Consider the following 24,124-nt stretch of genomic DNA (forward strand, 5'->3'; position numbering starts at 1 on the left):
ATCATGTACAAAACCTATTGCCTTCTCTCCTTTTTCTGGATATGCTTTCTATTTAAAGGTCATAGCGCTATGCTATATGCTGAAAATATACTTACTACTGACTCCACGACATTAGACATTCGAGCTTCAAAAGAAAAGCCTTTCAAATTCTACTATAAAGTAAGTTCTATTCCTCGTTATATGCTCGTAGGACGCGATGGCACAATAATCAGCGACAATGCACCCAGACCAACCGATCAACATATAAGAAGTTTTTTGGATGAGATTTTGAAGAAATAAGATACATATACACAAACCCTACAACTATGAAACCTGTTATTATAGCTCTACTCTGTATTATTTTCTATTCTTGTAAAAGCGATAGGAAAGACGATAATCAGTCGAGTACAGAAATGCCTACGACGCCACAAAACATTACCATTATCATCAATAATCCCTTGAAGAAGCAAATCTTTTTTGATTGGTCTTAAATGCTGACGCTCCACGTCCTTCGGATGCTAAACTTAAAACAGTTTTTGATGAATTACTCAAAGAAAAGTAATGAACGAATAGCGATACACTTGTGTGGAATTGAATGAATTTCTGTGAGTGAAGTTCTCTCTTTGAAAAATCGCAACATTTATCAGTTCTCAGTTTATCAGTTAACACGTATTATCCAACAATCAATATAGTCTAAACCTCAAAAACAGTCCAGAATGAAAGTCAATCTCATCTTCTTATTACTTTTCATAACCATTTGTTTTTCATCTATTTCACAGATTCAAAAACCAGATTCTATAGTCGTGACAATGGATAAACAAACAAAACGTAATATTGATAAGTACAATAATTTTTGGTATTTATTTCCCTATGTAACTGTGTATGATAGTCGTCATCCTAATGGGGTTGAAATACTCAACAAACAGTCATTAAAAGATACCATCACTACCCTATTATTCTCTACAGAAGACGATTTCTATATACTCAATTGTAGAACCCTACAAAGTGAAGTTGAAGTAGTTGTTAAAAATGGAGATAAGGTTATTCTATCTTTAAATAATGAGCAAATAGCGATAAATGTTACCAACAGAACAACTCAGCCTTTAGAATTTAAGGTAGATAATATATTATATCACAGACAGAAAAACCCATTAATTTTAGTCAAAAAATACTACAATCCACTACATTTTATGTCTATTGAGGAGGCATTGAAGACTCCTAAAAAAAAGTATCTCGTAAAAAAACAAGCATTTGAGGAAATTGCCGCTTGTATAAAATCGGCTACTCAAATAGTAGATTCTTTAGAGCAAAATGCCCTAATTTCCACTAATACGGCTAGTTTTAATAAAATGAAATTTAGGACTTTTTTGCTTTCACTAAATATCTTAGAATCTAAAATAAACTTTGATTCTGCCAGAATATTACTAAACTCCTACCCTAATACGCTTCGGTATCCTGACAAATACCATTACAAATTAGCTGAATGTATTACCGATAAATTTATTGTCGAAAAAGCCAAAGAAATTCCATTTAATGATCTTACAAATAGAGACTACGCTGAAATCTACGATAAAATAAACCAGAGTGACCTATTTCTAACCAGACATAAAAACTTTCTTTTAATGCGAGAATTAGACAGGATTTTCAAGTCTTTTTCGAGAAATATCAGTAAAAAATACTATGATTCCTTTCTTAACAATACTCAAGATAGTGCAGCTAAAAATATAGTCCGTGATAAATATGCTTTCTTTTTTACTCCAATTAATAACCGTGATGAAGTGTTATCTGTACAAAATCAAAAGCAGTCATTGAGTGAATTACTAAAGGAAAATAAACTTACCTATGTTGACTTTTGGGCATCGTGGTGTGGTCCTTGTAGAGTCGAAGTACCGCATTCTAAAAAGTTACAAGAAAAGTATGAAAAGGATATAAACTTCATATACCTTTCCATTGATCAAAATGCTACTCAATGGAAAACAGCGATAAATCAACTTGCTTTACCTTTGAAGAAAAACTTCTTAATAACCAATCCTAAAAACAATACATTAATTCAAAAATATAAGGTTATCTCTATTCCTAGGTACATGATTATTGATGCTAAAGGGGTAGTTATTAATCAAAATGCCCCACGTCCTTCCGACCCTAGACTGATAAAGGTTTTTAATGAGCTACTAAAAAAGTAACGCTATACCCCTATGAAACTCATTCTCATCAATCTCCTTCTTATTGGTACAACGGCATATACAAGTCATGCGCAAAAGCAAGAGACAATCAGGGTATTTGATATTGAATCTTTTATAAGTTCTTACCAAGAAATTAGATCTGATACGATGGTGTATATGGCAATACAACATCCTGCAACTTTCCCCGAAGGAAATATGGCGCTGAATCGTTTTGTAAAACAATATATATAAAAACACTTTAAAAGTTCTATTCAAGATAAGGTCATGGTTTTGTATTCAATCATTATCGAAAAAAATGGTTGCATCTCTGGAGTTCATATTCTACCTACCAACAATACCGATAAAGGTCTAGAAGGTCATGTAAAAGAAGCGTTATTTGCCTCCGCACCGTGGTTTCCTGCTTTACAAGACGGTAAACGATTGAGATATAAAACCTACTTTTCGGTTCAGTTTCCTTAGGTCGGCTTTTAAGGCATTTTCACAGAGAGGTATGACTTATTTTAAAATTATAAAACAGCAATTTTTAATTTTCTCACCATAACAACCAAATTTTACCGTGAAATACACACTATCTCTATTCGTACTTTTACTCTTTTTTGCCTTTGCAGGGTCTGCACAAAATGGCAGTTCTACCGACACTGTCGAAATCATTAGTAAGCTTAAGCCAGGCGAAAAAGCCTATCTGTATTACTACAATCAATTTCAAGAATTCCCGACGCCAATTGAATTTAATCAAACTAAAAAATCAAAGTCGCATTTAAGAATTTGCTAATTCTTAAGGATACTGAGAAACAAATGACGTTTCCCATTACCAATTCGGAGAAATTGTATGTTATCAAGGATGCTGAAAAAATCACAAGATTGGTATCTGACGATAAAAACCGAACTAACGAATTGGCTTTTTTAGTACCTATTATTGCCAGTAATCAAGATTTTTTTGCTTTTGGTAAATCGCTAGACTACCGCTCTATTTGGCAAAAAATTGATGCTGCAAATACCAAAAATGTCGTAGCACCAAGCTATATAGAAATACTAAAAAATCATGTTTACAGCAATTATCTGGCAATGATTGCCTCAAACTACTTATATCCTGAAGGGAAAAACACGTCGGGCTCGGCGTGGGCACTACTCGAAAAAGAAAAAGCCGCCTATCAAAATGAAAACTTTCTGAAGGATGCTCAATTTCGTACGGCATTGATCAATTATGAAAAAGCCTTGCTAAAAAAGGCGATGGTATCAACTACCGATTTTGGTGGTATCGAACAATCCATTTCAAGTAATTTTAGAGGAAAAATCAAAGATTTTTTGCTGTTTGCATTTCTGTGTCATCCTCAAAAACAAGATGCTAAGTTTGATACAGCGCTCCAAAATTATCTGAATGCTTCGCAAAACAAAGAATATGTCGAGTATCTCAAAGAGAAATATCTAAGTGGTCCAAAAGTTAAAAATGGAAATCTACTCTCTGATAAAAATGAGAGTATTTCTATGGATGAAATCCTAAAACAACACAAAGGAAAAGTCATTTACCTTGACTTTTGGGCAAGTTGGTGTGCACCATGCAGACAAGAAATTCCCGATTCTAAAAAGCTTATTGCCTCCTATCAAGCCAAAGGATTGCAAGTCATTACCATCTCGATGGATGAAAACAAAGTAGCTTGGCAAAAGGCTTTAAAAGCAGAAGATCTTTCTCTTTCAGCTAATTATCTTTTGTCCAAAGATTTCGGCTCGGAGCTTGCCAAAAAATATAAGATTAAATCCATTCCTCGCTATATGATTATTGACAAAAATGGCAAATTTATCAACACCAACGCTCCTCGCCCATCCGACCCCAAACTAAAGGAGTTGTTAAAAGAGCTTTTGTAGAGGAGACGCTTACTACCTGTTTTTTAAATACCTTATAACCCACAAACAACACATTCTCCTTAGTGGGCGACTTAAGTCGCCCACTAAGGGAAATGACAATTAAAGGTGGAATGACTATCTCTAGACGCAAAGTATTGCGTCTCTACAGGTGAAATTTATCCTAATAATAATCACTAATTCACTCAATTCTGGATGACCCTTGTTTAGTTTACTCCTAATTGTCACCCTAATCTCAACTCATTTACGTTCAAATATCTGAGCAACTGCCCCTTCAATCCCAATTTAATCCTTTTATCTTACTTCATTTTGTCATTATACAAAGTAAAAATATAACCTTACATATTTATTTATTATTAGTCTAAATAAATATTTGCACAACACATCTTTGAGACTTACTTTTGTTGAGCCTTTTATTTGTATTTAGTCTAAATAGAACACACTATTCAAACCTAATAGATATAATTGATGATGGCGAAAAAATCACATACATAGTTTGCAAAATTTTATGAAAATCACGGTTACTACGTTTCTACTCATACTAGCCTATTTTACCTCCTTTTCACAAATCGCAACGATTAAAGGTCGAGTTTACAGTCAAAACGAAGGAGGAATTAGTCACGCTAGTATTCGGCTTGCCAATAGCAACATTGCTACACTGGCTGATAACAACGGCTATTTTACTTTGAAAAAAGTCCCTTATGGACAGTATGACCTTGTGGTTTCTTCCGTCGAAATCGAAACTCGAAGTATCAAGATTAATGTCAATCAGGCACATACAGAAATACCTGTTGTGGTAAAGCATCAAAGTCTTGACTTGGCAGAAGTAAATGTGGTACAAAAAACCGAAAAAAGGGAAATTGAGACAAGTGGTTTTGCTGTTAACATCATCGAAACAAAGGATATTGCCCAACGAAATGTTCAAACCAATGAAATGTTGGATAGAACTGTAGGTATCAGAGTTCGACAAATGGTGGCTTAGGTTCGGCCGTCAATTATAATCTCAATGGCATGTCGGGCAACTCCGTCAGAATTTTCATTGACGGTATTTCAATTTCGACTTATGGTGAATCCTTCAGTCTCAACAGTATTCCTCCTGCACTAATCGAACGAATTGAAGTGTATAAAGGTGTTATTCCTGCACACTTAGCAGATGACGCTCTTGGTGGTGCCATCAATGTTATTTTGAAAAAAGGTGGTATGAATAACCTCTCAGCTTCTGTGTCCTATGGGTCTTTCAATACTTTCCAAACCAACTTCAATGCTTCTTTCCGAGAAGAAAAAACGGGCTTCACGGTCAAGGCCTCTGGCTTTCATAATTACTCAGATAATGACTATGAAGTATGGGGAAAGTTTGTAAGAAATATTCTGCCCAATGGTCGTTACGATTATGTTAGAGCCAAAAGGTTTGATGATGCTTATCGCTCCACAGGCGGACAAATTCAAGTAGGCTTTACCAATGTGCGATGGGCAGACCAATTTATGATTGGCTATAATGGCTCAGATGATTACAAAGAAATTCAGCACGGAACATACATGTCGATTCCTTACAAAGGGCGATTTACGGAGTCGCAAGCTCATGTTTTTAGTCTTAATTATATCAAGAAAGACTTCATGACCAAAGGCTTAGAATTCAACATCAATGGGATGTATAGTCAAAGAGCTCAGCTAGTGGTAGACACCGTAAAATGGAATTATAATTGGTATGGGCAAATCAGCATTGGTCTGAACGGCGACCCCATTTTAAGACCTAGCGGTGCTCAACAAGCAGCACCAACTATCAATCATATCAATAGAAATGTAAGTACTTTCAGAGCTGGTTTTAATTATGATTTAAACCGCAATCATAGAATCGTATTGAATCATATCTATTACGCCATTGATAGAAATGAGCAAGATATGATGCGTTCTGAAGTTGAGCGCACCTTTATTGGCACCCGAAATCTTGTCAAAAATATTACTTCTATCGCTTACGAACTAAGAGCTTTTGACTCAAAGTTCAAGAATAATATCTTCACTAAATTCTACCAGCAAGGGATAGACCGCATGGACCCTGTTCTAACATTTGTTGAAAATCAACCCATTACCACTGAAAACAAAACCAATAGCAGCAAAACTGCCACAGGCTACGGTATTGCCATGTCTTATGCTATTGCGCCGAAATATACCATTTTGGTATCAGCCGAAAAGGCAGTTCGACTACCTTCAGAAAATGAGGTATTTGGAAGTCCAGGCGAAAACATTGTGGAAAACTTTGGTATCCGTCCAGAGGTAAGTTACAACTTGAATGTGGGTCTGAATGGAGCAAACTTCCAAGTGGGAAAGCATAAATACTCGTTTACAGTATCGGGTTTTATTCGTGATACTCGTGATAAAATTACCCAAAGAATCAACCCTCGCCTCAACGATGCGGTACAAACGAATCCTTACGAAAACTTAGGAAAAACAAAGGCGATTGGTTTCGAATCGGATTTTAGATATACCTATAACAACAACCTGATGGTAGGGTTGAATATGTCAAAATTCAACTCGGTATTCAACATTCGTTATGACCCCAACGGACGAGAGTATGACTATTATAACAAGCAATTGCCCAACGAACCTTACTGGACAGCCAATACTAATATTCAATACTCTTTTAAAAATATTCTCCAGAAAAACACTGTCCTGAATCTTTACTACAGTTTCAGATTTGTAGAGAGATTTTATACTACTTGGTTAGACATTGAAGACTTCAGAACTCCACGCCAATATATTCAAGACATTGGTGTAAGCTATGCTTTTCCAAACAACAAATTTGTTATTACCGCCGATGCCAAAAATATTCTTGATGCGCAAGTGTACGACAATTTTGCTGTTCAAAAACCTGGAAGAGCCTTCTACCTGAAACTTAATTATATGCTTAGTAAATTTTAATAAACCAATACATACAAATGAAAAATCAGTTTAAAACCCTATCAATTATTGCTGCTACTGTCTATACCTTATCAAGTTGCACTAAGGTAGACTCTTCCGAAAATGTTGACCCTGTAACCAATCAAGATCGCTGGATTACCGTGGCTGGTGCTTTGATGAGTACAACCCCAGGCGATGGCAATGGCGGAACGATGGTTTATTCGGTAAGTAAAGAGGATGCTCGAAATCCCAATATCTCAATTAATGTTTATGACAAAGGTTTTCCTGTAAAATCTACCAGAACGGCTCGTTTACAATCTTCTGAAGACGGAAACACTTTGTTTAACATTGCTTATTCAGGCGATAACGGAGGCGAATTTGCTCGCTATAAAGTCAATGGCGCAGGTAGTTTTACCCAACAAGATGTTACGGTAAACATTTCCCAATATGCTACCACAACACCTCGCTGGTCAAAGTTATATGATGGCGACAAAACGGGTGTTGCTCTTAATGTTACAGGAATTGCAGCCAACAATGCTACTGACAAAACTAAGTCCTTTCAATACTACCGTGGCGTAGCAACGGTTCTTTCTTTAGACTTACAAAATGTTCTTATCAATAGCTATAGACAATATCAAATCCCGCTTGCTACAGCAGAAGAACTCAATGGTCACTGTATTTTCCGTTTGGATGCTCCAGTGTTGAACAAAGCACAAAACAAGTTGATTCTTGGTACATGGATGCGCAAATACAACCCTGCTACTGGACTTACCGAAAGTACCTTCGACCGTCTAGGTAGCAAGTCTGTTATTGTTGATTATCCTTCTCTCGAAAACCCTAAAGTCATTACCTCCACTGTTGGTTTTGGTGATAATAGTGGCTATCGTAGTCCTAATGCCTTTGTGGCCACAGATGGCAATATCTATCAGGCAACCCAACGTGATAGCAAAGGCTCACATATCTTAAGAATTAATCAAAATAATGAATATGACAATTCTTATGTATTTAGCTTAGACGCTGCTCTTGGCGTAAAAGGTGTGTATGTTGACTGTTGGAAATATGCTGGAAATGGAATTGCTTATGCCCTATATACTCACGATGGCACTACGCAAGGATATGTAGCTCGTTTGGACCTAAACGCCAAAACAGCCACAAAAATTGATATTACTTACGATGCTGACTTAAATTTTGGACAATATCAGGGTATTTTGGTAAGTGGAGACGAGGTATTTGTTGCCGTAACACCTGTAGGAAAAGATGGGAATATTTATATTTTTAACAAGAAAACAGGTACTGTTACAAAAGGGGCAACATTAGTTAATAAAGCAGGAAATCACTACATCGGTATTTTCTAGAAAATATCATACAAGAGCTGTATCGAATTGAGCGAATTGAGATTGAGTGAATGAGTGATTATTTAAAAAATCTATATTCTAGCAGTAGAGACTACTGGTAAAATTTATCCTAATAATAATCACTAATTCACTCAACCACTCATTCAAAAACATTCATTCCCTATCTCATTCTTTTTTCAAAAAGATGAAAAACTGGTATATCTACACTCAACGTCATGCCATAACGCAACATGCTTACTTCTGAAACGGTATTAGTCAAACCGCCTGAGGAACTGGTTACGTTGACATCTCTCAATTGTGGTGTAATTTGCGCTCCTACTTTCAAGGCAATTGGTGCATTTTTGACGCCCCAAACCAAATAACACCCTGGCGCAAAGATTTGTGAAAACTTGATTTTCGGAAAACCATTAATCTCATCTCCTTGTGACCAACGATAACTAAATGCCGCCCCAATATCTACAATTGGCACAAACAAGCTCAACGAATGCCCGCCTCGACTATCTCTTTCGTAACCGCCCAATACCTTACGTTTTTTGCCCCAACTAAATGCCACACCAATCGGAGCGGTAATACCTGTCACAAAGGCACTTTGCGACACGCCTCTACTTGAGGCAATGGGTTGCTCAACGCCCGCATACAACCCTGGGTAAGCATTGATATCGAGACTAAAAGCATTTTTGCGCTTAAGACTATACGAGCCAACAGGAGCTGCATATTTATCAATAATCTCCTGCAAATCCGTGGTCGAATCGGAGGTAATTACATCGGTCATAAAATTGGCATAAAACGTAATTTGGTCAAATTTTGCTTTAAGACGTTCCTTCTGTTTTTCCTGAACCTTGGTATTATTTTGAGCCATCAATTCATCGATATTTTTTACTTCTGATAAGCTTTTCTGAATACTTTCAAAAGTCCTTTTCTGACTTGTCAAATCTTCTACTTGCTTTTGTAGCAACTCCAATTGGGTTTTGGTTTCTTGTAATTTTTTAATGGTCAAAATTCTCAAAGAATCTTTGTCCATATTGTCTTTCAGTTGCTTTAAGAGCACATTAGCTTCTTTTTCTTTTGTCGCAATCAAGCCTTTATTGGCCAGCAAATCTTTTTCTACCTGAGCAATATGTGTTTTTTGTAAAATCGCCAAGCCATTATTCAAAAGCCCTAAGCGGACATCTTTAGGACGAACCTCTGCCCATATAGGCTTCATTGCCGCAATGGTATGCAATAAGCCTGAACCATAGCTTTTGGTATAAAATGCCTTAATTGCTTCGATGGCATCGGTGGCGATGGGTTTCCATTTTTGATTGTAAGCACTTTTGTAAAAACTTGTATCTGGCTCGCCACTTTTTAGTAAATACTTGATTTGAAAACCTACATTCACCATGTCAAAAATTGATTGGGTGTAGTGTAAAAATGGCTTCACGTCTCGCAAAGGCAGATTATCCGAAGTGGAATTATACAAAATCTGCTTTTGAATATCATCTAGCATGAGTAAAAACTGGCTAACCGTCTGATTAAAATATTCCAAACGATTATTGGACTCACCGAGCCAATTTCCAAGGCTTTGTCCATCAGCACCTACTTTCAAATTATTGAAAAGCAAGGTGTCTTTTTGGTACAACAAGCCCAAGAAATAGCGACCAACCAAAGGGTCCGAAAACTGCTTCAATGCCTCCGAAGGACGAATCCACATCTTATTGGCAGGATCGTTAGTCAGGTCAATGAGGTTGTCAGACAACAATGCCAACAAACGTATCGTGCGACTCACTTCCGAAGTTCGAATATCGGCATCGGTCGCATAACGTGTTTTCAGAAAATCTAAAAGTGTTGCTGGATTGGTACCTTTTTCTAATAAATCAAAAGAATGATAAGTCATCAAGAAGATTTTGAAACTATCTTCTTTCAACATTTCAGGGTGATATTGTTGAATATAACTTTCAAAATTCTGTGGAATTTTGGTTACATCCGAATGAAAAGCCGCTAACCAAGTATTTCCCAGAGAAGGCAAACGATAGATATTTTCATCGTTTTGTAACATCAAGTAAGTAGAAGGAAAGAAAGCCCTCAGCTCAGGAATCGTATCGAGACGATTGCGGAGTTTATCAAAAAAAGCTAAAGTCAATTCCTGTTTAGTACGTTTGACCAACCATCTGGCGGTGGCGTCCACCATGCGAGTAGTCATGTCGAGCGACAAGCCCGAACCAGAGGTAGAAGTACTTTGCAACTGAGGTTTACGCGTATTATTCAGTGCATCTGTAGTCACAAAAGATTGCGTTTCGAGAATCTCTTTTTCTTTTTTCTTAATAAGATTTTTATTAATAACCGAATCCATAATCGCTATGCGAGCGCCTGCCATTTCGCTCAAAGTCGAATCCAAATCAGACGCTATTTCACCCACCTTAAACTGAGTTATTTGAATCGACTCTTGATATTTTTGTCGAACAGAATCAGGCATTGGCTCGAACTTTACATACAAATTACGGCTCGAAATAGGCAAACGTTCTGAACCTGCAAAACTGGTCGTTTTATATACCACATTGACTTTGTAGCGTGTATTGAGCGAGTCGATGCGTAGTTTGAGTTTGCTCATAAGCGTATCTATTGCCTTGGCTGTTACACGAGCTTTGTCATTGATTACTGACTGAGCACCGTCAAACTCATGAAACAATTTAAAGGCATTAGGCAACTGATTAATCGTATTCAGCTCATTATTGACTTTAGAAAAAGGCTTTTTTACAAAACTTTTAATCGCCTCATAATCTTTGGCATTCATAACTCTTTTAGTATCCAAATAGCCAAAGAAAGTCCTTTTGGCGCCTCCACGGCTAGCATTTGGATAAATTTTCTCCAAAGAATCCTTGTACACACGCAAGGTGAGTGCATCATAATAGGCATTTTGAGAAAATGAGGAAAAGCCCCAAAACAAGCATATTCCCACTAATAGTAAACGTGTTTTCATAGATTATTTTATGAGTTAGAAAGAGTGGCAGGTGGTCAGATGTTGGCTATCGGCACTCGGCCGTCGGCTATCGGCGGTCGGCTGTCGAATGGATATATTTCCGAGTGCTGACGGCTGTTATAGCCCATCGCTGAAAGCCGACAGCCGACAGCCATCACACATAGCTATGTGCCCATGCCATGAGGGCAAATTGAAGTGGCAAACGAGCATACAAAATCCATTTAGGAAATTGTTTAAATTTATCGGAAGTCGCCATGTAAATATTGGCTGGAAAAACTGCCACAAAAAGTGCGATTAATCCCCACGCAGCCCACGAACGAGTATTGTCAAATAAGAGTCCTGTCCCAAAAATAACTTCAGCAACACCACTCAATGCCACCATTAATTGATGAGCAGGAATATATGGCGGCATGATTGCTAGAAAAAACTTGGGCTTCACAAAGTGCAAAATACCAGCCAATATCATTAGTGAACTCAATAAGTACATCATAGCTACGGATTTGAAAGGTTAGGAATATTTTGGATATGAGATTTTTGATTGTGGATTTGGGATTCTGGTAGGTTTTTAAATTAAAACCATTAGATATTTACGAATCTGAAACCCGAAATCTAAAATCCCAAATCCTTCTGATAGCTCTACACTCCAGATACACTAAGGTAGGGATAATTTATGTATCCTAAAACATTCTTATTTTACAGGCTGTTATCTCAAATAGGAAGTGTAACTTTGTGGTCTGTTTTGGATTCTACAAATTACAGAAGTGCGGTTAGACTTCCAAGGCATTTTTTCATCAAAATATTTTGTACAATGACAGTACTTCCATACAAAGAGCAAGAGGCTAGCAAAAAGGAGCAAGTAGCTCAAATGTTTAATAATATTTCACATAAATACGACTTTTTGAATCACCTTTTGAGCGGTGGTATTGATATTTTATGGCGTAAAAAAGCCATCAAACTATTGAAAGCTGCCCAGCCAAAAAATATTTTGGATATTGCTACTGGAACGGGTGATTTTGCTATTGAGGCATTGGCTCTAAAGCCCGAAAAAATTGTCGGAGTGGATATTTCGGAAGGAATGTTGAATGTAGGGAAAGAGAAAATCAAAAAATTAGGTGTTGATAATATCATCGAAATGCAATTAGGTGATTCGGAAAGATTACTTTTCGAAGACAATACTTTTGATGCTGTCATCGTTAGTTTTGGCGTAAGAAACTTCGAAAATTTGGAGAAAGGGCTTACCGATATGTGTCGTGTAATGAAGCCAGGAGGTACATGTATTGTTTTGGAGTTTTCAAAGCCAAAATCATTCCCTTTCAAACAGATTTATAATTTCTATTTCAAATACATTTTGCCTACTATTGGTAATATGGTTTCAAAAGATTCATCGGCTTATACATATCTTCCAGAGTCTGTACAAGCATTTCCTGATGGTGAAGACTTTTTGAAGGTATATCACAAAGCAGGTTTTACTCAGACGCAATGCTTACCACTTACGTTCGGAATAAGTACGATTTACATTGGCAAAAAATAATTTTTGCTGCTGTTACAGGCATATTGGTGCTAGGGTTTTCGCAAAAATCTCAGGCTCAACGCTATAAATACAAAAGAATTTATGACGAGTTTTATGATGAAAAACTTGTGCATTTTGGCTTTCTTTTTGGTTTTGGAGATGCTCGATTCAACTTGTATCATGGACCTCAAGTAGCGTCTACCTCTGATACATCAAGGTCGATTGTTTCGCCAGGCAATTTTGCCTTCCTTGTTGGAGGTATTGCCAATTTTACGCTAAGCAAGCACTTTGATCTCAAAACGGGCATTAATATTGCGCTTTATGGTCGTGAAATTGATTACCGATTTAATAACTCTCCCAATTATCCACCCGAACTGCGAGAGTCAACGTGGCTCGAAATACCTGTATTACTAAAGCTAAAATCACAAAGACGAGGTAATTCGAGGATGTTTATTGATGCAGGATTTAAGGTAGGTATTGAAGCCAATGTAAGGAAAAATGCAGCGACAACCACACGATTAAATACTCGAACGGGAGATTTTTCAATAGAATATGGTATTGGATTTGAACAGTTTTTCAAGTATTTCAAATTTACGCCAGAACTACGATTCTCACATGGTTTGGTCAATATGTACATAGCACCGACTAATCCATTTTCGTATGCCAATGCCATCCAAAAACTTAACTCTCACTCAGTTACGCTGTATTTGATGTTTGAGTAAAGGTTATTTATTAATAGTTATTCGTTATTGGATAATTCAACAAAAAAGCGGTCGAAAAGCACTTTTCGACCGCTTTTTTTGATGCTACCATGTGTTTATTTCGGATATCGGATGTTGGATTTCGGAAGTATGATCTTCTATATTTTGTAAAAAACATAGGTATTTTACTTTATTTCCGAAATCAGAAATCCCAAATCTGCAAAAGTCTGAAATACTTCGGTTTATTAGGAAAATTGGAAGGAACGTTTCAAGCATTTACCTCAGCTCCGTAGGAGCTTTTTTAAGCAATACGCTAAATCTAAAAAGCAACCTATTTTAGGCAAGGACAAAGGACAATTCAAAACTCCTACTACTTCACTATATCCCAAACCTCTGCTACATCATTATTTTTGGCGATGAGTAGGGCTTTTTTGCCATTTGCTTTATTGAGAATTCTTGTTTTGCGGACTTGTCCTTTTACTAAAAATCCTGTTTCTAAAGAGGTCATTTTTCTAAAATTACCTTTCCCATCATTTTGAAGAATTACGCCGTAGTTGGCATCAAATCTGCCGATTTCTGGTAAAACATCAAAGAAGTTGCCATTCATGATAATTTCTAAGACGTCATCTTTATTCAGGTCAATACACTGAATACTGGTAATTGGCGAGGTTTGTGCCATCATAGGGAATGGCGTAAACTTAAATTGTCCTTTACCCAAATTCCATAAAACGCCAGACTCGCTAATATTCACCTTCTGCACCGTGGCAGATTCCAATTGACTATCTTCAAAAAGATCTCCCATTTGTGCTGAAGCATAATCTGAGAACTTCAAAAACTTTTGTTTTATTTCTGGTAACTGCTTTTGTAAATCGGCTTTTAAGACCATCGGCCAAGGTTCTCCTTGACGATAACAAGTCATGATTTGCTCGAATGAACCATTTTTGTCAAAATCATTTACATATAATTCTGCTGGTTCGGTGGCAGATACTTTGAAGTGATGGTTATAGCCTAAATTACCCAACACAAAATCTAAATCGCCATCATTATCCAAATCTGCAGCTTGGATAGCATTCCACCAGCCGTTCAATGCCTGATTTCCGAGATCTGTTTTTGTAAAGTTTTTACCTTTATTATTTTGCAAAATAACCACAGGCATCCAGTCGCCCACCACAATAATTTCAGGATAACGGTCGCCATTCAAATCCTGAATAGTCACATCGGTAATCATTCCTAGTGCTTGGTTAGTGCCTAGAAGCTGGCTCGAAACATCTTTAAAATTCCCTTTACCATCATTTTGTAAGATAAAGCTATTGGGATTCTGCCCATAGCGTGCGGGAGTCATACGTGTACCTATAAATAGGTCTAAATCACCATCTAAATCATAATCTAAGGCTTTGACACAAGCCCCACTGGTACGATTAGTTGGGAGAGTTGGACTATAAGTAAAATTTCCTTTCCCATCGTTCAAGAAAAGACAATCCGCCAATTGTGGGTCGTTAGGTAAAAACTCGTTACTTCCTGTTACCCAATATAAGTCCAAATCTTTATCACCATCGGCATCAAAAAACAGGGCATCTACCACCTCAAAACCCTTGTAAGGCTCAAATGAAGGCATGTTTTTCAAGGATAACCGTCCCGAAGCTGTTTGCAGATATATTTGTTTCGGTTGCGTAGCCGAGCCTCCAATAAACACATCTTCGATACCATCGCCATTAACATCGCCTACTGCTAAGGCTGGTCCTTGGGTAGAGTATTTTTGTTTGAGCAAACCATCACGATTATAATCTACAAAGTCATTTTCGACATGGGTATATTTCCAACCTGACTGTTCGGTGTGGTTTACTAATAATGGTTTCGGATTACTTGGTGCTTTATACACAAATTTCTCTTGAGCTTGGGCGTGGTCTAGCGTAAGTGTTTGATTTGCTTTGACGTTTCGCAAGGTCTGTTTGGCATCGTCACTCCATACAATTACCAAGGAATCAATTTTTGTGCTTTTTCCTAAACCAAAATTTAAAGACAAATCCATCGACGACTGGAAGCCTCGATTGGGTAGCTGTTGTAAAACCTGCTGTTCTCCTTTCTGGAAAATACAAACCTTTGCTCCCACTCCAAAAGCATTTTTCTCATATCCTTTCAAACGAACTTTCAGATAATTAGCTTGAAGTTTTTCGTTGGTTTTATTTTTATAAATCGAAACTGGAGAGTCATTGTTATTTACCACTAAATCTAAATCGCCATCGTTGTCTAAATCAGCATAAGCAGCGCCATTCGAAAACCCTGGTCCTTCAAGTCCAAAATCTGCTGCATGATTTTCGAATTTAAAATTCCCCAAATTTTTGAAAGCATAATTGGGCACTGGCGTAGAGGTCATTTTATCGACAAACTCATGATAATCAAATTTCTTCCCATTCAACATTTGTTGCATGGTATTTTCGTCGCCCAAGAAGGCAATATAATCTTGGTCGGTGAGATCTTTCATGATACCTGTTGCCACAAAAAAGTCTTTCAAACCATCGTTATCCATATCGAACATCAAACCTCCCCAACTCCAGTCGGTGGCGTGCAATCCCAATTGCTGACCCATTTCCGAAAAAGTCCCATCGCCGTTATTGATATGCACCATATTGCGCATATATTGGTAATAATAGTCTTGCTTGAGCTTGAACTGGAAAAAATCGTAACTCTCGTAAGTGGCAGTGCGCTTGACACGCTCCTCACTTTCGGGGAACATTTCGGTTACGATAATATCCTGCCAACCGTCGTTATTCAAATCGGCAATATCGGATCCCATTGAGGATAATGGCGTATGACCAATTTGTTCCTCAATAGCTTCCTTGAAAGTACCATTTCGCTGGTTGATATAGAGGTAATCTCTTTCGTAAAAATCATTAGAAACATAAATATCAGGCCAGTTGTCGTTGTTAACATCACCGATGGTTACTCCCAATCCAAAACCAATCAAACTCCCATAAATACCTACCTGTTCGCTGACATCCACAAAGTGGTTATTATCATTACGATAGAGTTTATCGCCTCCTAACGCATCTCTTTTTGCTCTGAGATTGGCATATCCTAGCCTATCCATTGGCGTAAAGCTGTTGTTGAGACAATACATATCAAGGTCGCCATCGCGGTCATAATCAAAAAATGCGGCATGAGTCGTAAAACCACCATTGGTCAAGCCATACTCTTGAGCTTGTTCTTTGAACGTTGGCATTCCAGCTTTTATTCCTTGATTTATATAGAGCTGATTTCCACGGTTATCTTTATTTCCTGAATTACAAACATAAATATCGAGCAAGCCGTCGCCATTGACATCTGCCATGGTTACGCCTGTACTCCAAAACTTTTTCCCAGAAATTCCTGCTTTTTCGGTAATATCCTCAAACTGTAAATTGCCTTTGTTGAGATACAAACGGTTTTGTTCAAAATTAGAAGTCAAAAACAGGTCAGGCAAACCATCATTGTTGAGGTCACCAAGAGCCACACCACCGCCATTATAAAAATTGCGGTAGTTAAAAATGTTAAAATCTGGTCGATCGAGGATATGATTGGTAAAATCTACACCAGTGTGGCTAGCAGATAGCTCTTCAAAAAGCGTATCCTTGGGCGATGTAGAACAACTCCAGAAACACAAAATTGATACTAGTAATCCAACTATTTTTTTCATATAAACAGAATGCTATGAGCCAAAGCTTTAGGCATTTTCTAAGATCTTTTTTTATATGGGTATGTTTGAAAAAAGGGATAAACTTATGCTGAAAGGACTGTTCTCACTTTGTGCCTATGAACCTTTGCCCCTATTCCCTCTATCTACAACTTTTCCTTACAAAAATACAAACCTCACCACGCTTTTACGCATAGTGAGGTTTGTATTTTAGCATTTATTCGACCATTTGGAAAAAGTATTAGACTTGCGACAATACCATCAGTGTATCATTGTTTCTAACCACCAAAATATAGGTCTTTCCTTGTATTTTGATTGATTGTAATCGTTTGACTTGCCCTTTGATAGAAATACCTAAAGGCTTTACTTCAAAATCACCTTTTCCTTTGTTGACCAACAAGGTTCCATAATCGGCATCGTAGCGTCCCATTTGAACATTACAATCATAAAAATTACCCATAAGGAGAAAATCAGGCAGATTATCGCTATTGGCATTTATGGCTTGTGCTGCAAAGTATGGGGCAAATTGCGCCTGATATGGCAAGGCATTTACAGTAAAGTTTCCTTTACCATCATTGATAAAAACGGCATTTGAAAAATAGTTGGCTTCTAGGATTTTGGCAGCTTCCAATTCTGTACTTCCCACCAAATCTTTGACTTCGGCTTTGGCAAAATCCTTAGCTAGCAAGAATTTCTTTTTCATAAAAGGAAACTGCTTTTGCGTCTCGGTTTTATTGGCAAAAAGAATTTCTTGCCCTCCTAAATAATAAGTCAATAAGCCATCGGTTGAGCCATTTTTATCAAAATCATTGACATACAAACGCACAGGTTGCTCTGGGGTGGCTTTGAGTCGGCTATTTAATCCCAAGTTTCCTGCTACAATATCCAAATCGCCATCAGCATCTATGTCTGTAGTGTAGGTAAAATTCCACCAACCTTTTTCTTGTGTCAGGATTTTTTTCACCAACTTTCCTTTTTGATTTTCGAATAGACAAAGGCCATCCCATTCCAAAGACAAGAGTAAATCTGTATCGCCGTCTTTATCTAAATCTACACTTTCAGCATTTTTAACCAAACCTACTTCGGATAATTCTGGAGCTATTTTAGCGGTAATATCTACAAACTGTTTTCCATTGTATTTGAACAAATACGATGGAGGAATTTTACCATAAGCAAAAGGAACCGAGCGTCCACCCACAAAAACTTCTGGGCGACCATCGCCATCTATATCTTGTGCTTTGATACAAGCTTCGGTCATTGTAACTGCTGGAAAAGCGCCTTCTTGAGCTTTTAAAAGCCCTTTACCATCATTGAGATACAAACGAGGCTGGATATATTCGGAGCCAACAGCGTATTGATTTCCACCTTCTGCCACTAGCAAATCTACATGTGAATCGCCATTGATGTCAATCCATTGGGCATCTACCTCTTCATAATTTAGGTCTTTTTGCAAATCGGGTTGAGCTATTTCTTTAAACTTTCCATTTCTTTGCTGAAGGTAGACTTTTGCCAAACTGGTTTGCGATGAACCAATAAAGAAATCTTCCAAACCATCATGATTGATATCGGCAACCGCTAGCGCTGGCCCTTCCGAGGACATTTTATGTGGGATTAACGCTTCTCTTTCAAACTCATGGAAAAGGTTTTCCTCATGTTTTACTGTTACTCCGAGAATTTCTGAAACGTCTTTGAAATATGTTTTCGGACGGTATTTATTTTTGAAACCTTCAAAATCGAATACAGGGAGATTTACCTTATGCGATATCGTTAAAGAATCTTTCAAGTCTTCTTTTCTTATTTTCTGAAAGGTTCGGTCTGGCCAAATCAAGTATGCCGAATCTACCTCGGCACGATTACCCAACCCCATCACCAGCGGAATCTCCATACTTGCTTGAAAGGCTCTAACAGGAAATTTTTCAAAATAAAGGGTTTCATTTTTCTTAAAAATCAACACCTTCGCTCCTATTGCATTAAGATTTTGGGCTTTGCCTTTTAAATACAATCTTGTATGTCCTTGACCTGGTGCGTAAGCATCCGCTAAGTTCTTGTAGACGTAAGCTTTTTCATTGATATTATTGGTCACAATATCCAAATCGCCATCATTGTCTAAATCGGCATAAATAGCGCCATTGGAATAAGAATTTTGATTATTGGCAATCTGCGAAGCTATTTCCTCAAAGGCTAAATTAGGATTATTCTTAAAGAACTGATTCGGAATTTTGATTTCAGGAAGTTTCCCGTCCAAAGAAATATCCTTTTCATCCATTTGCTTTTGATCGAGCTTATTTTGGACTTCTTCCGAAGAAATAAAATTGATATAGTCCATATCATTTACTCGTTTCGGAATACCGTTGGATACAAACAAATCTTTTCGACCGTCATTATCAAAATCAAAAATCAATGGCGACCACGACCAGTCTGTGGCAAACATATTGGCATATAAACCTATTTCGCTAAAAGTATTATCGCCGCGGTTGAGCTGTAAGTTATTGCGTGAAAACTGATACCCATAACCTGCTTGAATTTTGTAGAAAAAGGTAGAATAGGAATCTTCTCCTTCCGAACGTTTGAGGATTTCACGGTCATAAGGAAGCATATCCATAGACACAATATCATCCAAAAAATCGTTGTTCAAATCTGCAACATCAACTCCCATCGAAAACTGGCTGGTATGACCAATTTGACTTGTGAGTTGATCAGCAAAACTTCCATTTTTTGATTGATGTATAAATAATCATTTTCATGGAAATCATTGCCAATATACATATCTGGGTATCCATCAAAATTGAAATCGCCCAGACCAATACCTAAACCATAGCCCAAAGCATCGGCAGCAATACCTGCCTGCTGCGTTATTTCTTCAAATTTGCCATTATTATTTACGTAAAATCTATCGCCAGCCAAAGGGTGAATGGTTCCCTTAAAATTATCTCTTAAACCGAAAGTTCCGTTTTGATGCACCGAGTGATTGAGCTGAAACATATCCAAATCACCGTCTAAATCATAATCAAAAAAGGCAGCTTGTGTACCAAATCCAATCAAATCAAGTCCATATTTTTGAGATTGTTCCTCATACACAGGTACACCATCAGCGCCTATTTTCTGGCAAACAAATAATAGGTTATGCCCTTTTAACACCTCAAAATCACCAACTTGATTGACATAAATATCCAATAAGCCATCTTGATTTATGTCGACAATCGATACGCCGTTTGACCAACCTTTTCCTCCTTTGAAGTTTGATTTTTCTGTAACATTTTCAAACTTCATATTACCCTTATTCAAGAAAATTTTGTTGTCGCTCATGTTGGCAGTAAATACCAAATCTACCCAACCATCATTGTTTAAATCTCCAGCGCCAATACCTCCACCATTGTAGAAATACATGTAACGGAAAATATTAAAATCTTTAGTCGGATTGAGGTCGTTCGAAAAATCAATACCCGTAGTTTCGCCATCTAACAACTCAAAGGCAGGAGGTGTTTTCTTCTGACAGCTTTGTGTAAAAAGAAGGAATAGGGCAACAGGGAGGTATATAAGAAATGAAAATCTTTTCATCGAATCAGCTTGAATGATGTGTATATCGAAAATTTCCCCTTATGAAGGTTTTACCAACATAAGGGGAAACAAAACTATTTTTTGAGCGCAAATAACCTTGGCACTTCATTGTTGATAAGTGCCAGATACTCAGTCTGACTTTTTACTTTCACAGGCAAAATTTGCTTGATTTCACCATTCAGTACAAAACCACTTTCTTGATTGGTAAGTACTTCAAACTGTCCTTTTCCCTTATTAATCAATACATTTCCACGACTTGCATCAATCATCGCCAACTGCGGAATAAAGCCCGTGTAGTTACCTCCAATAATCAAATCAGGTTTACCATCGTGGTTTACATCAGTTTGTTCGATAGCATTGATACACGATAACTGTGCCACTTCTGGCAGGGCTACTACCGTAAAATTGCCTTTACCGTCGTTGATTGCCACGATAGATTTGCAGTACCCCACCGTTTTGGTCAAACTTCCTTCTAACACATCCGACGGAAACAAATCTTGCAATGACTTTTTAGCATACTCAGCATGTTGAAGAATCTGCTTTTTCAAGGCTGGGAATTGCTCTGCCATTTCTCTTTTTAGGAAAACAGGAGAATCCTTTTCATTAATCGTCTTAGTCAAGATTTTATCAATGCTTCCATTTTTATCAAAATCTTTTACCCATATCTTCAGTGGCGCATCCAACTGGGTATGTAGCGTAAAGTTTTCGCCCATATTGCCCAATACCATGTCGTTGTCTCCATCACCATCAACATCCAATACCTTGATTGCTCCCCAGAAACCTGTATATTCTTCCAGTCCATTATCTGCTTTTTCGAATTTGGCGCCTTTAGCCAACAAAGTCACAGGTGCCATCCAGTCGCCCACGATGACCAAATCCTTTTTACCATCTTTGTTGACATCCGACAAAGAGGCATCACGCACCATACCGAGTTCTTTTAATTGTGGCGCAACACTTGCTGTCACATCCTTGAAAGCTCCTTTTCCATCATTTTGGTAAATAAAACTATTCGGATTCAAGCCGTATTGCATTGGCACACTACGACTTCCTACAAACAAATCTATATCGCCATCGGCATCATAATCGAGTGGCAAAACCACTGAAGTGTTCAAGGTATTCATCGGAATAGCTCCCGACGAATAAGTAAATTTGCCTTTCCCGTCGTTTAGGTACAATCTATCCAACAAGTCATTTGTCCCTTCCGAAACCTCATTACCTCCGCTACCTACGAACAAATCCAAATCGCCATCTTTGTCAGCATCAAAAATAGCACCGCAGTATCTTCAAAAAAGGCTGTTCTTTCAAATGATTCTTGTTTGGATAATTTGAAACCAACCGCTGTTTGCAAATACAACATACCTGCTTGATTTTTTGCACCTGCTATATAAATGTCCTCTAAACCATCGCCATTGACATCGCCAACAGCAGCCTTTGGACCTTCTTTCGAAAGCATAGCAGGCAGGTTTTTTTCTTGGTAAAAATCTTCATAAGGATCTTCTTGGTGTTTTTCAAATGACTGTGTTACCCACTGAAAATAACCTTCCACCAACTTTGCCTTTGGATAAGACATTTTTTTACCATCCTTCATTTGATACGAAACCAAGCCATCAATTTTAGGATTTTTGTAAATACTAATACGTTGGTCAGGCCAAGTAATAATGAGAGAATCTATTTTGGTATTTTTCCCTAAACCAAAATTCAAAACATACTCCGCACTCGACTGAAATCCACGAGAAGGAATCAGTGAACGAGTTTGTGTTTCTTTTCCTGTAAAAACATCTACTTTGGCTCCTACCGCATAGGTATTTTGACCTTCGCCTTGAAGTTTTACTTTTAAGAAATGAGGCTTTTCGGCCTGTTTGTCAGAATTGTTGCGATATACAAAACATTGAGCATTGACGTTGTTTACCACCAAATCTTCATCTCCATCGTTATCCAAATCAGCATACATAGCGCCATTCGAGAACGACGGCGCATCAAAACCAAAATCCTTAGCCTTTTCTTCGAACTTCAATGATTTAGTATTATGGAAAAAGTTGTTAGGAATTGGCGTTGAAGGCATTTTTTCAATGATTTTATTAAAATCCTGTTTTACACCCGTCATACGCATATCCTGCACCAGCTCATTGGCAAAAAAGTCAATAAAATCTTGGTCGATTACGTCGTTGTAAATACCATTACAAACATAAATATCATTGTATCCGTCGTTATCAGCATCAAACATCAAAGCACCCCAACTCCAATCACTCGCGGCTACGCCAGCGTAATTTCCTATTTCCGAAAAAGTACCATCTTGGTTATTTAACTGAAGGCTATTTTGCTGGAATTGGTTATAAAAACCACGTTCTTTTTTTAGTTTAAAAACATAATGATTATCGAAAGAAGAAGTAGTTTTCAAACGATATTCATCTCGAGGAAGCATATCTGTTGTAATAATTTCCTGATAACCATCATTGTTAATATCGGCCATATCTGCTCCCATTGAGGCAAGGCTGATATGCTTCATACGTTGCTCGATTTCTTCTTTGAAAGTTCCATCCTTTTGGTTGATATAGAGATAGTCTTTTTCGTAAAAGTCATTAGAAACGTAGATGTCTGGATAATTATCATTGTTAGCATCGCCAATGGTTACACCCAAGCCAAAACCAATCAATGAGCTATAAATACCTGCATCTTTGGAAACGTCATGGAAAAAGCCGTTGTCGTTGCGCATCAATTTGTCGCCTCCGCCTTTCAAGAAATCCTTTACTGGCCAATCTTCAGCACGTAATTCACGGTTGTTGGCATAGTTGAGCGTATTGACAGGGATAAAACTGTTGTTGAGGATATAACAATCCAAATCGCCATCTAAATCATAATCAAAAAATGCCGCATGAGTGGTATAACCTCCTTCATCTAAGCCATATTTGGCGGCTGATTCGGTAAAAGTCGAGTTACCATTGTTGATAAAAAGAGCATTTTTTTGTTTTTGAGTAAACTTATTAATCCCTGCGTTGCAAACATAAATATCCAACAAACCATCGTGGTTAATATCGACCATAACCACGCCTGTATTCCATTTACCAATCTCTTCGACGCCCGCTTTTTTAGAAATATCTTCAAATTTCCAGTCGCCTTTGTTGAGATATAATTTATTGGCGCCCATGTTGGAAGTCAAGAAAATATCGGGCAAACCGTCGTTATTAATATCACCAATGGCTACGCCTCCGCCATTGTAAAAATTGCGGTAATTGAATATATTGAAGTCTTTTGAGTTTTCGACTTTATTCACAAAATCAATGCCCGTATCCTTGCTATCCATGAGTTCGAACACGGTGTCGCTTTTACTCGAACATCCCAATCCAATTCCCATCAGGGCTATTAGCGACAATTGTTGTAATACTTTCATTCTTTTGTTTATATAAGGTTAGTTATGGTTGTTAAAAAACGATTTTTTTCATTTTTCAACCCAACATTC

At 37.5% G+C, this 24,124-nt stretch carries 19 protein-coding genes; 12 read left to right on the forward strand and 7 right to left on the reverse strand.

From position 1 onward, the window contains the following. Positions 1 to 3: 3 nt before the first annotated feature. From BWI92_RS08490 to BWI92_RS08520, 10 genes are all read left to right on the forward strand, one after another. The gene (locus BWI92_RS08490) at positions 4 to 279 is read left to right on the forward strand and encodes a hypothetical protein (protein WP_141234725.1); all 276 of its coding nucleotides are present in this window, start codon (positions 4 to 6) and stop codon (positions 277 to 279) included. Between the two features lie 26 nt (positions 280 to 305). Continuing rightward, positions 306 to 470 carry a hypothetical protein gene (locus BWI92_RS27250; RefSeq protein ID WP_176464379.1) on the forward strand — a complete coding sequence of 55 codons (165 nt, stop codon included), beginning with the start codon at positions 306 to 308 and terminating at the stop codon, positions 468 to 470. A gap of 225 nt (positions 471 to 695) precedes the next feature. Then, positions 696 to 2,162, forward strand: a complete 1,467-nt coding sequence (locus BWI92_RS08495; RefSeq protein ID WP_095161919.1) for a TlpA disulfide reductase family protein — start codon at positions 696 to 698, stop codon at positions 2,160 to 2,162. A 12-nt stretch (positions 2,163 to 2,174) separates the two neighbouring features. Then, a complete protein-coding gene (locus tag BWI92_RS08500; protein WP_095161921.1) occupies positions 2,175 to 2,393 on the forward strand; it encodes a hypothetical protein in 219 nt (72 codons plus the stop codon). Positions 2,394 to 2,426: 33 nt separating this feature from the next. Next, the gene (locus BWI92_RS08505) at positions 2,427 to 2,621 is read left to right on the forward strand and encodes a hypothetical protein (protein ID WP_095161923.1); all 195 of its coding nucleotides are present in this window, start codon (positions 2,427 to 2,429) and stop codon (positions 2,619 to 2,621) included. 97 nt (positions 2,622 to 2,718) lie between these two features. Beyond that, the gene (locus BWI92_RS26995) at positions 2,719 to 2,934 is read left to right on the forward strand and encodes a hypothetical protein (RefSeq protein ID WP_141234726.1); all 216 of its coding nucleotides are present in this window, start codon (positions 2,719 to 2,721) and stop codon (positions 2,932 to 2,934) included. A 23-nt stretch (positions 2,935 to 2,957) separates the two neighbouring features. Next, positions 2,958 to 4,025 carry a TlpA disulfide reductase family protein gene (locus BWI92_RS08510; RefSeq protein WP_095161925.1) on the forward strand — a complete coding sequence of 356 codons (1,068 nt, stop codon included), beginning with the start codon at positions 2,958 to 2,960 and terminating at the stop codon, positions 4,023 to 4,025. A 505-nt stretch (positions 4,026 to 4,530) separates the two neighbouring features. After that, positions 4,531 to 5,004: a beta-sandwich domain-containing protein gene (locus BWI92_RS28115; protein ID WP_229362845.1), complete on the forward strand. Its 474-nt coding sequence runs from the start codon at positions 4,531 to 4,533 to the stop codon at positions 5,002 to 5,004. Between the two features lie 29 nt (positions 5,005 to 5,033). Next, on the forward strand, positions 5,034 to 6,938 hold the full coding sequence (locus BWI92_RS08515; protein ID WP_229362847.1) for a TonB-dependent receptor: 1,905 nt from the start codon (positions 5,034 to 5,036) through the stop codon (positions 6,936 to 6,938). Positions 6,939 to 6,955: 17 nt separating this feature from the next. Further along, positions 6,956 to 8,272 (forward strand): hypothetical protein, encoded by a 1,317-nt coding sequence (locus BWI92_RS08520; RefSeq protein WP_095161927.1) that lies wholly within the window; start codon positions 6,956 to 6,958, stop codon positions 8,270 to 8,272. Positions 8,273 to 8,432: 160 nt separating this feature from the next. Here BWI92_RS08520 and BWI92_RS08525 read toward each other — a convergent pair whose 3' ends face one another. Both BWI92_RS08525 and BWI92_RS08530 read right to left on the reverse strand, forming a co-directional pair. Then, on the reverse strand, positions 8,433 to 11,228 hold the full coding sequence (locus BWI92_RS08525) for a hypothetical protein (protein ID WP_095161929.1): 2,796 nt from the start codon (positions 11,226 to 11,228) through the stop codon (positions 8,433 to 8,435). Between the two features lie 154 nt (positions 11,229 to 11,382). Further along, entirely contained in the window at positions 11,383 to 11,718 is a 336-nt protein-coding gene (locus tag BWI92_RS08530) for a DoxX family protein (protein WP_095161931.1), read from the reverse strand. Positions 11,719 to 12,036: 318 nt separating this feature from the next. Here BWI92_RS08530 and ubiE point away from each other — a divergent pair, with 318 nt between their 5' ends. Both ubiE and BWI92_RS08540 read left to right on the forward strand, forming a co-directional pair. Next, on the forward strand, positions 12,037 to 12,759 hold the full coding sequence (ubiE, locus tag BWI92_RS08535) for a bifunctional demethylmenaquinone methyltransferase/2-methoxy-6-polyprenyl-1,4-benzoquinol methylase UbiE (RefSeq protein ID WP_095161934.1): 723 nt from the start codon (positions 12,037 to 12,039) through the stop codon (positions 12,757 to 12,759). Next, positions 12,708 to 13,460 carry a porin family protein gene (locus tag BWI92_RS08540; protein WP_095161936.1) on the forward strand — a complete coding sequence of 251 codons (753 nt, stop codon included), beginning with the start codon at positions 12,708 to 12,710 and terminating at the stop codon, positions 13,458 to 13,460. Before ubiE ends, BWI92_RS08540 begins: the two co-directional genes overlap by 52 nt. A 349-nt stretch (positions 13,461 to 13,809) precedes the next feature. Here the strand turns inward: BWI92_RS08540 and BWI92_RS08545 are convergent, their stop codons facing one another. The 5 genes from BWI92_RS08545 to BWI92_RS08555 form a co-directional block, all read right to left on the reverse strand. Next, on the reverse strand, positions 13,810 to 17,112 hold the full coding sequence (locus tag BWI92_RS08545) for a VCBS repeat-containing protein (protein ID WP_095161938.1): 3,303 nt from the start codon (positions 17,110 to 17,112) through the stop codon (positions 13,810 to 13,812). A 238-nt stretch (positions 17,113 to 17,350) separates the two neighbouring features. Then, complete coding sequence (locus BWI92_RS08550; RefSeq protein ID WP_217903390.1) at positions 17,351 to 19,765, reverse strand: VCBS repeat-containing protein; 2,415 nt, start codon at positions 19,763 to 19,765, stop codon at positions 17,351 to 17,353. Beyond that, a complete protein-coding gene (locus BWI92_RS27725; RefSeq protein ID WP_217903391.1) occupies positions 19,741 to 20,667 on the reverse strand; it encodes a VCBS repeat-containing protein in 927 nt (308 codons plus the stop codon). The genes BWI92_RS08550 and BWI92_RS27725 overlap by 25 nt, the downstream gene beginning before the upstream one ends. A 74-nt stretch (positions 20,668 to 20,741) precedes the next feature. Next, a complete protein-coding gene (locus BWI92_RS28120; RefSeq protein ID WP_229362849.1) occupies positions 20,742 to 21,908 on the reverse strand; it encodes a VCBS repeat-containing protein in 1,167 nt (388 codons plus the stop codon). Next, positions 21,893 to 24,055, reverse strand: coding sequence for a CRTAC1 family protein (locus BWI92_RS08555; RefSeq protein ID WP_229362857.1), 2,163 nt, complete (start codon positions 24,053 to 24,055; stop codon positions 21,893 to 21,895). Before BWI92_RS08555 ends, BWI92_RS28120 begins: the two co-directional genes overlap by 16 nt. Positions 24,056 to 24,124 lie beyond the last annotated feature (69 nt).

The sequence above is a fragment of the Flectobacillus sp. BAB-3569 genome (assembly GCF_002270355.1).
Lineage (GTDB): Bacteria > Bacteroidota > Bacteroidia > Cytophagales > Spirosomataceae > Flectobacillus > Flectobacillus roseus.

Coding starts and splice junctions, on each gene's coding strand:
- BWI92_RS08515 (WP_229362847.1), top strand. CDS start 5,034: ATGTCGGGCAACTCCGTCAGAATTTTCATTGACGGTATTTCAATTTCG.
- BWI92_RS27250 (WP_176464379.1), top strand. CDS start 306: ATGAAACCTGTTATTATAGCTCTACTCTGTATTATTTTCTATTCTTGT.
- BWI92_RS08525 (WP_095161929.1), bottom strand. CDS start 11,228: ATGAAAACACGTTTACTATTAGTGGGAATATGCTTGTTTTGGGGCTTT.
- BWI92_RS08530 (WP_095161931.1), bottom strand. CDS start 11,718: ATGATGTACTTATTGAGTTCACTAATGATATTGGCTGGTATTTTGCAC.
- ubiE (WP_095161934.1), top strand. CDS start 12,037: ATGACAGTACTTCCATACAAAGAGCAAGAGGCTAGCAAAAAGGAGCAA.
- BWI92_RS08540 (WP_095161936.1), top strand. CDS start 12,708: ATGCTTACCACTTACGTTCGGAATAAGTACGATTTACATTGGCAAAAA.
- BWI92_RS08550 (WP_217903390.1), bottom strand. CDS start 19,765: ATGGGAGTTGATGTTGCAGATTTGAACAACGATTTTTTGGATGATATT.
- BWI92_RS08545 (WP_095161938.1), bottom strand. CDS start 17,112: ATGAAAAAAATAGTTGGATTACTAGTATCAATTTTGTGTTTCTGGAGT.
- BWI92_RS08490 (WP_141234725.1), top strand. CDS start 4: ATGTACAAAACCTATTGCCTTCTCTCCTTTTTCTGGATATGCTTTCTA.
- BWI92_RS28115 (WP_229362845.1), top strand. CDS start 4,531: ATGAAAATCACGGTTACTACGTTTCTACTCATACTAGCCTATTTTACC.
- BWI92_RS08520 (WP_095161927.1), top strand. CDS start 6,956: ATGAAAAATCAGTTTAAAACCCTATCAATTATTGCTGCTACTGTCTAT.
- BWI92_RS08505 (WP_095161923.1), top strand. CDS start 2,427: ATGGTTTTGTATTCAATCATTATCGAAAAAAATGGTTGCATCTCTGGA.
- BWI92_RS08495 (WP_095161919.1), top strand. CDS start 696: ATGAAAGTCAATCTCATCTTCTTATTACTTTTCATAACCATTTGTTTT.
- BWI92_RS08555 (WP_229362857.1), bottom strand. CDS start 24,055: ATGAAAGTATTACAACAATTGTCGCTAATAGCCCTGATGGGAATTGGA.
- BWI92_RS08500 (WP_095161921.1), top strand. CDS start 2,175: ATGAAACTCATTCTCATCAATCTCCTTCTTATTGGTACAACGGCATAT.
- BWI92_RS08510 (WP_095161925.1), top strand. CDS start 2,958: ATGACGTTTCCCATTACCAATTCGGAGAAATTGTATGTTATCAAGGAT.
- BWI92_RS27725 (WP_217903391.1), bottom strand. CDS start 20,667: ATGAAAAGATTTTCATTTCTTATATACCTCCCTGTTGCCCTATTCCTT.